At 63.6% G+C, this 14,688-nt stretch carries 11 protein-coding genes; 7 read left to right on the forward strand and 4 right to left on the reverse strand.

The window, feature by feature from the left end:
* Nucleotides 1-143: 143 nt before the first annotated feature.
* The gene (locus AC4HIX_RS20435) at nucleotides 144-1,178 is read right to left on the reverse strand and encodes an EamA family transporter (RefSeq protein ID WP_490400299.1); all 1,035 of its coding nucleotides are present in this window, start codon (nucleotides 1,176-1,178) and stop codon (nucleotides 144-146) included.
* Here AC4HIX_RS20435 and AC4HIX_RS20440 point away from each other — a divergent pair.
* Both AC4HIX_RS20440 and AC4HIX_RS20445 read left to right on the forward strand, forming a co-directional pair.
* Nucleotides 1,168-3,537 (forward strand): trimethylamine N-oxide demethylase, encoded by a 2,370-nt coding sequence (locus tag AC4HIX_RS20440; protein ID WP_490400300.1) that lies wholly within the window; start codon nucleotides 1,168-1,170, stop codon nucleotides 3,535-3,537. The genes AC4HIX_RS20435 and AC4HIX_RS20440 overlap by 11 nt on opposite strands.
* Nucleotides 3,538-3,566: 29 nt before the next feature.
* Nucleotides 3,567-3,983 (forward strand): group II truncated hemoglobin, encoded by a 417-nt coding sequence (locus AC4HIX_RS20445; protein WP_490400301.1) that lies wholly within the window; start codon nucleotides 3,567-3,569, stop codon nucleotides 3,981-3,983.
* A gap of 78 nt (nucleotides 3,984-4,061) precedes the next feature.
* Here AC4HIX_RS20445 and AC4HIX_RS20450 read toward each other — a convergent pair whose 3' ends face one another.
* The 3 genes from AC4HIX_RS20450 to AC4HIX_RS20460 form a co-directional block, all read right to left on the reverse strand.
* Nucleotides 4,062-5,324 carry a glycerate kinase type-2 family protein gene (locus tag AC4HIX_RS20450; RefSeq protein ID WP_490400302.1) on the reverse strand — a complete coding sequence of 421 codons (1,263 nt, stop codon included), beginning with the start codon at nucleotides 5,322-5,324 and terminating at the stop codon, nucleotides 4,062-4,064.
* A gap of 79 nt (nucleotides 5,325-5,403) precedes the next feature.
* A complete protein-coding gene (locus AC4HIX_RS20455; protein WP_490400303.1) occupies nucleotides 5,404-6,381 on the reverse strand; it encodes an HpcH/HpaI aldolase/citrate lyase family protein in 978 nt (325 codons plus the stop codon).
* Nucleotides 6,382-6,555: 174 nt separating this feature from the next.
* Nucleotides 6,556-7,170 (reverse strand): response regulator transcription factor, encoded by a 615-nt coding sequence (locus AC4HIX_RS20460; protein WP_490400307.1) that lies wholly within the window; start codon nucleotides 7,168-7,170, stop codon nucleotides 6,556-6,558.
* A gap of 296 nt (nucleotides 7,171-7,466) precedes the next feature.
* Here AC4HIX_RS20460 and AC4HIX_RS20465 point away from each other — a divergent pair, with 296 nt between their 5' ends.
* From AC4HIX_RS20465 to AC4HIX_RS20485, 5 genes are all read left to right on the forward strand, one after another.
* Nucleotides 7,467-8,717: a pyridoxal-phosphate-dependent aminotransferase family protein gene (locus AC4HIX_RS20465; protein WP_490400304.1), complete on the forward strand. Its 1,251-nt coding sequence runs from the start codon at nucleotides 7,467-7,469 to the stop codon at nucleotides 8,715-8,717.
* 33 nt (nucleotides 8,718-8,750) lie between these two features.
* Nucleotides 8,751-9,950, forward strand: coding sequence for a malate--CoA ligase subunit beta (locus AC4HIX_RS20470; protein ID WP_271908951.1), 1,200 nt, complete (start codon nucleotides 8,751-8,753; stop codon nucleotides 9,948-9,950).
* Complete coding sequence (sucD, locus tag AC4HIX_RS20475) at nucleotides 9,947-10,840, forward strand: succinate--CoA ligase subunit alpha (protein ID WP_475047860.1); 894 nt, start codon at nucleotides 9,947-9,949, stop codon at nucleotides 10,838-10,840. Before AC4HIX_RS20470 ends, sucD begins: the two co-directional genes overlap by 4 nt.
* Nucleotides 10,841-10,936: 96 nt before the next feature.
* Entirely contained in the window at nucleotides 10,937-11,908 is a 972-nt protein-coding gene (locus AC4HIX_RS20480; RefSeq protein WP_490400305.1) for a 2-hydroxyacid dehydrogenase, read from the forward strand.
* Nucleotides 11,908-14,568 (forward strand): phosphoenolpyruvate carboxylase, encoded by a 2,661-nt coding sequence (locus tag AC4HIX_RS20485; RefSeq protein ID WP_490400306.1) that lies wholly within the window; start codon nucleotides 11,908-11,910, stop codon nucleotides 14,566-14,568. Before AC4HIX_RS20480 ends, AC4HIX_RS20485 begins: the two co-directional genes overlap by 1 nt.
* The last annotated feature ends 120 nt before the right edge of the window (nucleotides 14,569-14,688 follow it).

Raw genomic sequence — 14,688 nt, forward strand, 5'->3', positions numbered from 1 at the left:
GCGCCAACAACCTGGCCGAGCCGGAAGGCCTGACTGCCTGAAGCGCAGAACAGCAACGGCTGAAAGCGATGCTCCCGCCGGACGCCTCCGGCGGGAGTATTTTTTGAAAGGTGAGTAAGCAGCGTGTCGCCCGCGAAGGGGCCTCAGACACCCAGGTAGGCGATGCCGCCGAAGGTGACAGCGACGCTGATCCATTGTGCGCGGGTCAAGCTTTCGCGCAGCACCAGCCAGGCCAGAACCACGGTGACAAGGCCGAACAGCGAGGCGCTGACGGAGGCGAACTCGGGCCGGGGAAGGGTGCCTGAATAGATCACCAAGCCAAGTGCTGCGGCATCCAGCACGCCCATCACGCAGAGGAGCGGGAGGACCTGGCGGGGCGGGAGCTGCAGCGCGCGCAACAGGATTGCGAGGGCCGCCGCCAGCAGGATTGCGGCCGCGCGGGTGACGATCAGGACCGGCAGCTCTGCTCCGGCCTGGGTCGCGGCCTGGCCTGTTGCAAAGGTCAGCGCAAAGCCGATTGCCGCCATCAGGCCCCATCCTGCAGTCTTCGGATTGAACGCGCCGCCCTCGTCTTCTGCTGAAAAGACCGCTATGCATCCCACACCGCCAACCACGGCGGCAACTGCCAGCCAGTGACCTGACCCGACCGGCTGCCCATGCAGCATTGCCAAGCCAAGCGACAGCACCGGATAGGCGCCGATCAGCGGCGCTGCCAGCTTGACCGGTCCAAGTGCAAAGGCACGGTACAGCGCGTAAGACCCAAGCGCATAGATGGCGCCGGAGAGCCCGGCGAGTTTGGCTGCCGGCAAGGTCATCGCCGGCCAGTCCGCCAGTGCCAGGCCTGCAGCAGCCATCAGAATCGCACCCGTTGCAAACACTGTCAGCATGGCCGGCAGAATGCCGGTCCGCTGCGAGGCAAACCGGACGCACAGGTCGTGTATCCCCCAGGCAAGGGCTGCCGCGAGGCCAAGAAGCAGCGAGTGCATGGCGGTTATCCTTTCGTTTGCGGCATTCACCCCCAGGAAAATGCCGCATCCCGGGCATCTGCCGTTTTTCCGCAGAAAATCAACATGTTTGTTGATTAGAGTGGAGGAAGGCAATATTCTTTTCAATAAATAAATATTCCGACCATGCAATTTTCGGCCGGAGTCCAACAGGAGATGCGCGATGAATGACATGAGCTTCCCTGAGGTTGCCAAAGGGCCGCCGAAGCCCTCTGGGCTGTATCAGCCGTCGGTGTTTTCGCTGCCCAAGGGAACTGAGCGATACGTGGTCGAGGGCTGCGGCGCGATCCTGATCCGCGTGGAAACAGGCGACCGGGTGACGGTGATCAATGACGAGGGCGGGCAGCCCTGCGAGGTTGTTGCGGCCGAGGACAAGGGCCGCATTGATCCCGGCATCATTGGCGCGGCCCCCAATAGCGATGCAAGCGGGCTGAAGGCGCTGCTGACCTCCTCCGACCAGTCCTTGCGCGGGTTGCGCATGGGGATGGAGGCGCGCGGCATCGATCTGGCGCAGGGGGGTGCGGTGCGGTTCTTTAACAGCACAACGCCTGCCAAGACGGAAGAAAGCTTTACCGCGCAGCGCGACGGGGTGGTGATCATCGCGGCGCCAGGCGGGATCATGGACTTTGAGAAGCAGGACACTGCAACGTCCCTGACCGTCATGGTCAAGCGGGCGGTGATCAAGCAGGTGGCGCGGTTCGAGCTGCCGGATCCCCTGGCCGATCCTGTCAGCGAAGTACGGGTGCACAGCGCCACTGCGGAGAGCTATTTCGTGAAGGCGGGCGACTACATCCAGATCATTGACGTGGACGGGCGCCAGTGCACCGATTTCCAGTGTTTTGCCGCCCGCAAGCTGGACAAGGGGATTGAGCATGCGCTGGACGTGACCACCACCCGGACGCTGATGGGCCATGCATATCCGATGCCGGGGCTGCATGCGAAGTACTATGATCAGGACATGCTGCCGCTGGTCGAGGTGGTGCAGGACACCGTGGGCCGGCATGATGCCTTCGCCCTGGCCTGTGCGGCGAAATACTACGACGACATCGGCTATCCTGGCCATGTGAACTGCTCGGACAATTTCAATGCGACACTGGCCCAGCATGGGGTGACACCGCGTGCGGGCTGGATGGCGATCAACTTCTTCTTCAACACCGGGCTCGATGATCACGGCGTGATGTACGCCGATGAGCCCTGGACCCGGCCCGGCGATTACGTGCTGCTGCGGGCGCTGACCGATCTGGTCTGCGTCAGCTCGGCCTGCCCGGATGACACCAGCGCCGCCAATGGCTGGAACCCCACTGACATTCACGTCCGCACTTACAGCGGGCAAGAGACCTTCAAGCGGGCGATCGCGTTCCGCGCGACCCCTGAATCGGAGCCCAAGATGACCAAGGAAACCGGTTTCCACGACCGCCTCAGCAAGCTGACCCGCAATTTCGTCGAATATAACGGGTTTTGGCTGGCTAACTGCTATGCCGAGTCCGGCCCGCTGGAGGAATACTGGGCCTGCCGCGAGAAATGCGTGGTGCTGGACCTGTCCGCCTTGCGCAAGTTCGAGATCACCGGGCCGGATGCCGAGGCGCTGTGCCAGTATATCTTTACCCGCAATATCAAAAAACTGGCAGTGGGGCAGGTGGTCTACACCGCGATGTGCTACCCGCATGGCGGTATGATCGACGACGGCACCGTGTTCCGCCTGGGCAAGGACAATTTCCGCTGGATCGGCGGCTCGGATTACGGCGGGGAATGGATCCGCGAGCAGGCCGAGAAGCTGGGGCTGAACGTACTGATCCGGTCCTCGACCGACATGCAGCACAACATCGCGGTGCAAGGTCCCGAAAGCCGCGATCTGCTGAAGAAGATCGTCTGGACGATGCCGCATAACCCCGAGCTGGAGGAACTGGGGTGGTTCCGCTTCACCCCTGCGCGGATCGGCGGCGAACATGGTGTGCCCGTGGTGGTATCGCGCACCGGCTATACCGGCGAACTGGGGTATGAAATTTTCTGCCACCCGAAACATGCCAGCGACGTCTTTGATGCGGTCTGGGAGGCTGGGCAGGATCATGGCATCCGCCCGATGGGGCTGGAGGCGCTGGATATGGTGCGGATCGAGGCCGGGCTGATCTTCGCGGGCTATGACTTCTCTGACCAGACCGACCCGTTCGAGGCCGGCATCGGGTTCACCGTTCCGCTGAAATCCAAAGAGGATGATTTCATCGGCCGCGACGCGCTGATCCGGCGCAAGACGACGCCTGCGCGCAAGCTGGTGGGGCTGGATATCGACTCGGCCATCGACGTGGGCCACGGCGACTGCGTGCACATTGGGCGCGCGCAGATCGGCGAGGTGACCTCATCCATGCGCTCTCCGCTTCTGGGCAAGAACATTGCTCTGGCACGTGTGGATGTGTCCTGTGCGGAAGTTGGGACCGAAGTTGAAATCGGCAAACTTGACGGGCATCAAAAACGGCTGCCGGCCAAGATTGTACCCTTTGCGCATTACGACCCCAAGAAGACCCGGCCTCAATCCTGAGGCCGGCCGCTCTGGGGCAGGGAGGTTAAATGGTTCAGAAGCTGATAGAGCAGATCGGCGGCGAAGGCGCGCTGCGTGCGCTGGTCGAACGGTTCTACGACATAGTCGAGGAAACAGAGACCGGCGCGCAGATTGTCAAGCTGCATAAGCGCGGGCATGGCATGGACCATGCCCGGATCGAACAGTTTAACTTCCTGTCCGGCTTCATGGGCGGGCGCCGCTACTACGAGGAAAAGCACGGGCATATGGACGTGAAATTGATGCACGCCCATGTGCCAATCACCGAAGAAGACGCCGAGAACTGGCTCAAGTGCATGGACCAGGCGCTGGCCGAGCTCAAGCTGGAGGGGCCGCATGTGGAGCGGTTGCGCCAGGTGTTCCGGCGGGTGGCCTTGATGCTGGTGAACGACCTGGCCGAATGGGGCGAGAAGCGCGTGCCTGCCTGAGCGCGGCGCCTGTGGCGGCCGAGGTCGCCTCCGGCGGGAGTATTTCAGGAAAGATGAAAAGCTGGAGCGGCCTGGATGTTAGCTGGGGCGCCTGAGGAGGACCTGCACGTCGGCCACGTTGGTGCCAGTGCCGCCGGTGATCAGCAGCGCGTCTGCGGCCTTGAGAGCTGCATAACTGTCATTGTTGGCGAGCAGTGCATCCGGGTCCTGGCCCGCAGCCTTGATAGCCTCCCAGGTTGCGGGGGTGGCGATGCCGCCTGCTGCATCCGTGGGGCCATCGCGCCCGTCAGTGCCGCCGGAGAGAAACAGCCAGTCGCCGCTAAGGCGTTCCGCGCCCAGTTTGGCGACACGCAGGGCCAGTTCCTGATTGCGGCCGCCAAGGCCGGTGCCGGTAAGCTGGACCGTGGTCTCGCCGCCGAAGATCAGCGCGACGGGTTTGTCCTGCGGGGCGGCTGACGCGGCCGAAACAACAGTTTCCGCGGCCTCTGACACGTCGCCAACCAGCCGGTGGGAGACCAGCTTACAGGTCCAGTCCTCTGCCGCTGCGGCCATCATTGCCTTGAGGCTGTGGCGATTTGAACCGATCAAAGTGTTGGTGGCCGGGTGCTGGATTTCCCGGACGTCTTCAGTGGTGTTGAGAAGGGTCTTGACCGCTTCCGGGGCACTTTCCCAGATACCTGCACGCTGCAGGATCTCCCGCGCCTGAGCACGTGTGCCGATGGGCGTCACGGTGGGGCCGGAGGCAATGGCGCGCAGGTCGTCGCCGATCACGTCTGACAGGATGAAGGCCTGAACCTGGGCCGGTTCAGCATGGAGCAGCAGGCCGCCGCCTTTGATGTCCGACAGCTGCTGGCGGATCAGGTTCATCTCGTTGATCTCAAGCCCTGAGGCGAGCAGTAGCTTGTTCACCGCGGCCTTGTCCGCAAGCGTCAGGCCGGCGGCAGGGGCCACCATCAGGGCAGACCCGCCGCCGGAAATCAGCGCAATCAGCCGGTCATCCGGGCCAAGGGAACGCGCCAGTTCAATGGCTGCCTGACCAGCGGCGGCACTGGTCTCATCCGGCACCGGATGGGCGCCGCAGATCACCGTGGCGCCAGGAATTTCCGCATAGTTCTCGGGGTTTGTGATGACCAGCGCCTGGGAAGCGTCCGGGATCAGTGTTAGTGCCTCCCGCATCATCGGGACGGCTGCTTTACCCACAGCCAGCAGCACATTCCTGCCGCCTTCGGGCAGCGGGGAGAGCGGGGCGGACGCCAGCTGTGCATGCAGGGCCTTGGCAGGGTCTGCCCGGTCGACGGCGGCCTGAAACAGGGCCTTGGCGGTGGTCAGCAATCCGGTCATCTGCATCTCCTGGCATAGCGGCGCTTAGCCGCCCCAGACGAAACCGGGACGGCGTAAGGTCTTGAAACCGAACGGCGGCTTAGTCGCCGGCGATCTGCTTGGCTTTTTCCACCAGCACTTCTGCCTGACGGATCGAGGCGTAGTCAATCAGGCGGCCGTCCAGCGACACCGCGCCTTTGCCGGCCGCTTCTGCTTCGGCCATGGCTTCCAGGATGCGGTGCGCCTTGGTGATTTCCGCGTCCGACGGCGACATCACCTCGTTGGCCAGTTCGATCTGGCTGGGGTGGATGGCCCATTTGCCTTCGCAGCCCAGAACCGCGGCGCGTTTGGCGGCAGCCTTGTAGCCTTCCTTGTCCTGGAAATCGCCGAACGGGCCGTCGATCGGGCGCAGACCGTTGGCGCGGGCGGCAACCACCATGCGGGCCAGGGCGTAGTGCCACATGTCGCCCCAATGCACGTCGCGCGATCCGTCCGCGGACGGGTCGGTCAGCACCGAGTAATCCGGGTTCACACCGCCGATGATGGTGGTGCGGGCGCGGGTCGATGCGGCGTAGTCGGCGACGCCGAAATGCAGCGATTCATTGCGCTTGGAGGCTGCGGCAATTTCACTCACGTTCTGCATGCCAAGCGCGGTCTCGATGATGTGCTCGAAGCCGATCCGCTTCTTCAGACCCTTCGCGTCTTCGATCTGGGTGACCAGCATGTCGACGGCGTATACGTCGGCCGCAGTGCCCACCTTGGGGACCATGATCAGGTCGAGGCGTTCGCCTGCCTGTTCAACCACATCGACGACATCGCGGTACATGTAGTGGGTGTCGAGGCCGTTGATTCGCACCGACATGGATTTGTTGCCCCAGTCGATGTCGTTCAGGGCCTCGATGATGTTCTTGCGGGCCTGGTCTTTTTCGTCCGGTGCAACCGCGTCTTCGAGATCCAGGAAGATCACGTCGACGTCAGATTTTGCAGCTTTTTCAAACATCTGCGGCTGGGATCCGGGGATTGCCAGCTCGCTGCGGTTCAGGCGGCCGGGGGCCTGTTCGATGGTATGAAACGACATGGGTGCGCTCCTCATTCGCAATGGGGTTTCGTCCTCTCCTCCCTAGGCATTCCCCATCAGAGTGTTTCCTGTCAAGAAAAAAGTTTTCATTTAAATACATTCGCGCGGGAGCGCGCCCTCGCGTGCGTACGCGTATGCGCACACGCGTGCGAGCCGCGGGGCGGCAATCGGGGGTCACTCCTCCACGCTGAAATCGCCCTTGGCAGCGCGGTTGGCGTAGTAGAACGCAATCGCCTGGGCGCGGTTCTTGACCGAGAGTTTTTCGTAGAGGTTCGACAGGTGGAATTTCACCGTGTTGGTCGAGATCCCAAGTTCCTTGCTGAGCTCCTTGTTGGTGAGCCCCTTCGACAGCGCCTCAAGCATCGTGCGTTCGCGGCGCGACAGCTGCTCAATCGGATCGGTCTGCAGGCCGCGGACGTCGAGGAAGGGAAAAACCATCTTGCCCTCGGCCACGGCAAGGCAAGTGTCGAGCAGCCCGTCGACCGCGCTGGAGCGGGGCGCGAAGCCAGCCGCGCCCGCGCTCATCGCCTTGCGCGGCACGTCGCCGCCTTCGTCGGCATAGACGACCAGCCGCGGCGCGTTGGCTTGGTCGCGCAGCACCTCGATCAGCTTGGCGCCGCCGAGCGCGGGCAGGTTCCAGTCGATGATCCCGACCTGAACCGGCACCCGCATCACCGTTCCGAGGAAGCCTTCGGCGGTTGCTGAGGTGGCGACGAGCGAGAATCGCGGGTCCTTGTCGAAGATCTCGGACATGGCTGACAGCACCAGCGGATTTGCGTCAGCAAGCATGACCGAAATCGGGGAAACTTTGTCGCTTATAGGAGCCATTTGGTGCCCTTTTGTTAAAAACCACCCAAATGGGTAGGGTCGAATTCGGTATGCAACGGTATTTTTACCTGTATGGGTAGGTTTTTTGCCGCCCATTTAGATACCCAAAAGCAGGATATAGGAATGTTGCGGGTTTTGTCGACCTGGGTTTTCCTTAGGTTAACAGATGTTGACCGACAGGAAACAAACCTTCCCACAGCGAAGAAGGCCCGTGACCTCCGGCGCATCGGCAACGGACACCAAAGAGGTTTGACCCGATGACAGAACCCACGATCTTCCCCAGCCTGGAAATCCCGGAAACCCTGGCCGCCGGCCCTGGCCCGGGCAACACCGACCCCCGCGTGCTGCAGGCCTTTGCCAACACCGGTCTGGCCGACCACATGCAGGCGGACGTGCTGCGCGGCATGATCGAGTGCAAGCAGATGCTGCGCGACCTGTGGGGCACCACCAACACCTACACCTACGGCGTCGGCGGCACCGGCTTCTCGGGCCTGGACTGCATGCTGAACGCGATCCTGCCCGGCGACACCGTGGTTGCCTTCCAGAATGGCACCTTCTCGGGCATCGACGCAATGACCATCCGCATGAAAGCCGCCACCCGTGAGGAGCTGGCCGCCGACGCGATGAACCCGCAGCCGGCCTCCGTGACCGTGGTCGACGTCCCGCACGGCGAGTCGGTCTCCGGCAAGCTGGTGGAGCAGGTGCTGGCCGAGAAGAAGCCCAAGTGGGCCTTCATGGCGCATTGGGAAACCGGCTCGGGCCGCATCAACGACCTCAAGGGCTTCTCGGACGCTTGCGTCAAGCACGGCGTGATGGGCCTGATCGACGCGGTGTCCTCGCTGGGCATCGAGGATTTCTCGATCGACGATTACCCGGGCGTTGCCGGCTGGGCGTCCTGTCCGCAGAAGGGCGTGCTGTGCTTGCCGCTGACTTACGCGCCTGTGTCGTTCACCGACAAGTACATTCAGACCGTGCGTGAGAACGGCTGCCATTCCTATGTCCACAACCCGATCCTGGAAGCCCGCCACTGGGGCATCGTGGACGGCCAGGACGTGGCTGCCGGCACCTACCACCGCACCCATTCCGGCTATGCGGTTGCTGCCTTCCACGAAGCGCTGCGCATCACCCTGCAGCACGGCCGTGCCCAGAAGGCCCGCGATTATGCCTTCCACGAGAAAGCGCTGCGCGATGCCGTGACCGCGATGGGCTGCGACGTGACCAGCAACATGACCAGCCTGGTGGTTCTGAACCTGCCCGGCGATCTGGCTGGCCGCGAAAAGGAACTGGTGGGCAACTGCCGCGCCGTTGGTTTCGGCATCTGGCCGACCCTGTCGGAGCCGGTCCAGGTCCGCATCGGCATCCTGAACCAGATCACCCCTGCCGCCATCACCGACATCGTCAACCGCTTCGGCAAGGCGATGAACGACATGGGCGCAAATGTCGACATGGACGCGATCAGCGCTCTGCTCGACAGGCACTACTCCGCAGCCCTTGAGGCCGCTGAGTAATAGAATTCCGGCATCCATGAGAAGGAGAGGACCATGGATATCCACGAGTATCAGGCCAAGGAAGTTCTGAGCAACTTCGGCGTGACCGTTCCCCCGGGCGCGCTGGCCTACAGCCCCGAGCAGGCGGCCTACCGCGCGCGGGAACTGGGAGGCGACAAATGGATCGTCAAGGCCCAGGTTCACGCAGGCGGCCGCGGCAAGGCGGGTGGCGTCAAGCTGTGCAATTCCGAAGCCGAGATCTATGAGGCGACCGAGAACCTGTTCGGCAAGAAGCTGGTGACCCACCAGACAGGCCCCGAGGGCAAAGGCATCTACCGTGTCTACGTCGAAGGTGCGGTGCCGATTGCCCGCGAAATCTACCTTGGCTTCGTGCTGGACCGCTCAAGCCAGCGGGTGATGATCGTTGCCTCGTCCGAAGGCGGCATGGAGATTGAGGAGATCTCTGCCGAGCGGCCCGAGTCGATCGTGCGCTCGACCGTTGAGCCGGCCGTCGGCCTGCAGGACTTCCAGGCGCGCGAGATCGCCTTTGCCCTGGGCATCGAACCGGCGATGACGCAGCAAATGGTGCGCACGCTCAAGGGCTGCTACCAGGCGTTCTCGGAACTGGACGCCACCATGGTTGAGATCAACCCGCTGGTGGTCACTTCGGACAACCGGGTCATCGCGCTGGACGCCAAGATGACCTTTGACGACAACGCCTTGTTCCGCCATCCGCAGATCGCTGAGCTGCGCGACAAGAGCCAGGAAGACCCGCGCGAAGCCCGCGCCGCCGACCGCGGCCTGTCTTATGTCGGGCTTGAGGGCAACATCGGCTGCATCGTGAACGGCGCAGGCCTGGCGATGGCCACCATGGACACCATCAAGCTGGCCGGCGGCGAGCCCGCCAACTTCCTGGACATCGGCGGCGGCGCAACCCCGGAACGGGTCGCCAAGGCGTTCCGCCTGGTGATGTCCGACAGCAATGTGCAGGCGGTTCTGGTCAACATCTTTGCCGGCATCAACCGTTGCGACTGGGTTGCCGAAGGTGTCGTGCAGGCACTGAAGGAAGTGCAGGTCGACGTGCCCGTGGTGGTCCGTCTTGCCGGCACCAACGTGGAAGAAGGCCAGAAGATCCTGGCGCAAAGCGGCCTGCCGCTGATCCGTGCAACCTCGCTGATGGAAGCCGCCGAACGGGCCGTCGGCGCGTGGAAAAACGACCTTGATCAAAACACTCGTGTGAGGGCCGTCAAATGAGCATCCTTCTTGATCGCGAAAGCCGTGTCATCGTCCAGGGCATCACCGGCAAGATCGCCCGGTTCCACACCAAGGACATGATCGAATACGGAACCAACGTCGTCGGCGGCGTGGTGCCGGGCAAGGGCGGTGAAACCGTCGAGGGCGTGCCGGTCTTCAACACCGTGAAAGAAGCGGTTGAGGCCACCGGCGCCAATGCCTCGCTGGTGTTTGTGCCGCCGCCTTTTGCAGCTGACTCTATCATGGAAGCGGCGGATGCGGGCATTCACTACTGCGTCTGCATCACCGACGGTATCCCGGCCCAGGACATGATCCGCGTGAAGCGCTACATGTACCGCTACCCCAAGGATAAGCGGATGATCCTGACCGGCCCGAACTGTGCGGGCACCATCTCGCCGGGCAAGGCGCTCTTGGGCATCATGCCGGGCCACATCTACCTGCCGGGCACCGTGGGCATTATCGGCCGCTCGGGCACCCTGGGGTATGAGGCCGCAGCGCAGCTGAAAGAGCTGGGCCTGGGTGTCTCCACTTCGGTTGGCATCGGCGGCGACCCGATCAACGGCTCGTCCTTCAAGGACATCCTGGAGTGGTTCGAGAAGGATCCGGAAACCGAGGTCATTGCGATGATCGGTGAAATCGGCGGCCCGCAGGAAGCCGAAGCGGCGGATTACATCAAGAACCACGTGACCAAGCCGGTTGTAGCCTATGTCGCGGGTCTGACCGCACCTAAAGGCCGCACCATGGGCCACGCGGGCGCGATCATCTCGGCCTTCGGTGAATCCGCCTCCGAGAAGGTGGAGATCCTGTCGGCTGCCGGCGTGACCGTTGCCGAAAACCCCGCCGTGATCGGCGAAACCATCGCAAGCGTGATGAAAAAGAACGCCGCCTGATCCGGCAACGGAACAGGCGCAACGCTCCACCCTTGGCCCGGGGCAATGGCAGGGGGTGGAGCGCATTACTAAGAAGCACGTCAGGGAGATGACATCATGGCAAAGCCCAAGGTTCTGGTGACCCGCCGCTGGCCGGCCGCAGTTGAGGCGCAGCTTTCCGAAGCCTTCGATGCCGTGCTGAACACAGGTGACAAACCGCTGAGCGAGTGCGAGCTGCGCGAGGCGATGAAGTCCTTTGATGCGGTGCTGCCGACTGTGACCGACAAGATTTCGGCTGAGGCATTCGACATTGCCAAACCCCAGGCCCGCATCCTTGCTAACTACGGTGTCGGCTATTCCCATATTGATATGCACAGCGCCGCAGGCCACGGGATGACGGTGACCAACACCCCGGATGTGCTCAGCGAATGCACCGCAGACATCGCGATGACGCTTTTGTTGATGGTGGCCCGCCGCGCCAGCGAGGGCGAGCGCGAGCTGCGCGCCGGCGAGTGGACCGGCTGGCGGCCGACCCACCTGGTCGGCACCAAGGTCTCCGGCAAGACGCTGGGCATCGTCGGCTTTGGCCGCATTGGCCAGGAGATGGCCCGCCGTGCCCACCACGGCTTTGGCATGAAGATCGTGGTGCAGAACCGGTCCCGCGTCTCCCCCGATGTGCTGGCCCGCTATAACGCCACGCAGGCGGACAGCCTGGAAGACCTGATGCCGCAATGCGACTTCGTCTCGCTGCACTGCCCGGGCGGCGCCGCCAACCGGCATCTGATCAACACCCGGATGCTCAACCTGATGAAGCCGGACGCATTCCTTATTAATACAGCCCGCGGCGAAGTGATCGACGAGCTGGCCCTGTCCCGCGCCCTGTGGTTCGAAACAATCGGCGGCGCCGGGCTGGATGTGTTCGACGGCGAGCCGCGCATCAATCCGGACCTGATGGACTGCGACAACCTGGTGATGCTGCCGCACCTGGGCAGCGCCACCCGCGAGGCGCGCGAGGCGATGGGCTTCCGCGTGCTCGACAATCTGACCGACTTTTTCGCAGGGCGCGAGCCGCGCGACCGGGTGATGTGATGGGGGACCCTGCCGAAAACACCCATGCGGGGGTCGAAGACACCGGCTATGCCGCTGAACTTCGCAATGAGCTTCACGCGCTTTGGCTCGACGTTCTGCGCCAGCGCGCGCCGGAAGTTGCAGAAAGGGCCATTGGCGAGTCCGCCTGGGACCTGCCCGGCGATCAGCCGGCGACCCCCTATCTTCAGGCCTTCAACATCTGGTTCCAGCTGCTGAAGATCGTCGAGGAAAACGCTGCCATGCGCGACCGCCGCATGGCCGAGACGCAGGATGGCCCGGAAGTGGTCGAAGGCAGCTTTGCCCGCGCCCTCGACCTGGCAGGGGAACTGGCCACACCGGAGCGGCTGCAGGAGGTGGCAAGCCAGTTTTCCATCGGCCCGACCCTGACCGCGCATCCGACAGAGGCCAAGCGCGTCACCATCCTGGAAATCCACCGCCGCATCTACCGCGGACTGGTGTCGCTGGAGGCCAAGCGCTGGACCCCGCGCGAGCGTGCGGGTCTGCTGGAGGACCTGCGCTCGGAGATTGACCTTCTGTGGATGACCGGTGAGCTCCGCCGCGACCGTCCCAGCTTGCAGGACGAAATCCAATGGGGCCTGCAATTCTTCCGCGACAGCCTCTATGAGGCGGTTCCGCAGCTGTTCGAGCGCTACATTGACGCGGCCGAGCCGCGCCTGGGCGCGACGGCTGATGCGCCCTGTCTCAAGTTCCATTCCTGGATCGGCGGCGACCGCGACGGCAACCCGAATGTGACAGTTGAGGCCACCGCGGCCGCGCTCACGGCCAACCGTGCGGCGATCCTGAAGCGTTACCAGAAGGCGCTGACCACCGCGGCGGAGCGGATTTCGATTTCGGCAGCGGTGTTTGCCTTGCCTGACAGTGCCTCTGCCCGGCTGGCAAAGGTCATTGCCGCGGCCCCCGGTACTGCGGCGCTGTCTGCCCGCAACCCCGGCGAGGTCTTCCGCCAGGCGCTGACCGCAATCCTGGTGCGGATCAAGGCCACGGCTGCTGAGGAAACCGGCGCCTATAAGCACTTGGGTGATTTCGTCACCGACCTGACAGATGTGGAAGAGGCGCTTGAGGAAATCGGCGCGCACCGGCTGGCGGCCCGCTATGTGCGCCCGATCCGCTGGCAGGCCGATGTCTTCGGCTTCCGCACGGTGACGCTGGACGTCCGTCAGAACTCCACCGTGACCACCGAAACGCTGACCGAAATCTGGGCGCGCTCGGGCGAGGTGCCGGAGTTCGGCAGCCCGGACTGGTCGGCGCGTCTGCGCAAGGAGCTGGGCAGCGCCTCGCTTCCTTATATGACACCGGATGAGCTGAGCCCGCAAAGCGGCGAGCTGCTGAAGCTCCTGCGCCTGATGCGCGACGCCGGCGCCGGGGAAGATCCGCAGGCGATGGGCCCCTTCATCCTGTCGATGACACGCTCCACCGATGATCTTCTGGGCGTCTACCTGCTGGCGCGCTACGCAGGCTTCGGCGCGGAAAAAGCGGCTTTGAAAGTTGTGCCGCTGTTTGAAACCATCGGCGACCTGCGGGCTGCACCCAGCATCCTGAACGGCCTCCTGGACGTGCCCTTTGCCCGCCGCTCGCTGAAATCCGGCGACAACCGGATCGAGGTGATGCTGGGCTATTCCGACAGCAACAAGGACGGCGGCTTCCTCTGCTCCACCTGGGAACTGGAGAAAGCGCAGCGCCTGATTACCCGCACTTTGGCAACCCACCGGATGAAGCCCGTGTTCTTCCACGGGCGCGGCGGTTCGGTTTCCCGCGGCGGCGCCCCGGCTGAGCGCGCCATTGCCGCCCAGCCCGCAGGCACCATCGCAGGCCGGATGCGGATCACCGAGCAGGGCGAGGTGGTCAGCTCCAAATACGCCAACCGCGGCACCGCGCTGCACCAGCTGGAGCTGATGGCCTCCTCCGTGCTGCGCCATTCGCTGCAGGAAGACACCCCGCCGGTAAATCCGGAGCACGACGATGCCTTCGAGGCGCTCGCGGGCATGTCCCAGGCGGCCTATTCCAACCTGCTGAACGCGCACGGTTTCCTGGACTATTTCCAGCAGGCCAGCCCGGTGGAAGAACTGGCAATGCTCAAGATCGGCTCGCGTCCCGCCCGCCGCTTCGGTGCCGGCTCGCTGGACGATCTGCGCGCGATCCCCTGGGTTTTTGCCTGGTCGCAGAACCGCCACATGATCACCGGCTGGTACGGTTTCGGTTCCGCGGTCGCCAGCTTCCGCAAGTTCCGCGGCGACCGCGGCGAGGCGGTGCTGCGGGATATGTTCAGCAACTCGCCGCTGTTCCGCCTGGTGGTGGATGAGGTGGAAAAGACCCTGCTGCAAAGCGATATGGAGATCGCTGCCAACTATGCGACGCTGGTGCAGGACGCGGAAATCCGCGAGCGCATCTTTGACGCCATCCGCAAGGAATACCAGCTGGCCCGCGAGGCCATCCTGTTCCTGACCGGAGACACCAGTCTCGCCAGCCGTTTTCCGCGCCTGCGCACCCGCTTCGGCCGGGTCGAGATCATGCTGCGCGAAATCCACAAAACCCAGGTGCGCCTCCTGCGGGAAGAGCGCGCCCGGAAATCCACTACAGTGCCGGTCCCGCTGATGCAGTCGATGAACTGCGTAGCGGCGGGCCTCGGCTGGACAGGATAGACAGGAGCCCCGGAATGTCCAAAAACCTCTTTTTCACCCAATCCCTCGCCGAGCGCGATCCTGAACTTTATGCTTCGATCACCGCGGAACTGGGCCGCCAGCGCGACGAGATCGAGCTGA

The organism is Leisingera sp., assembly GCF_982940295.1.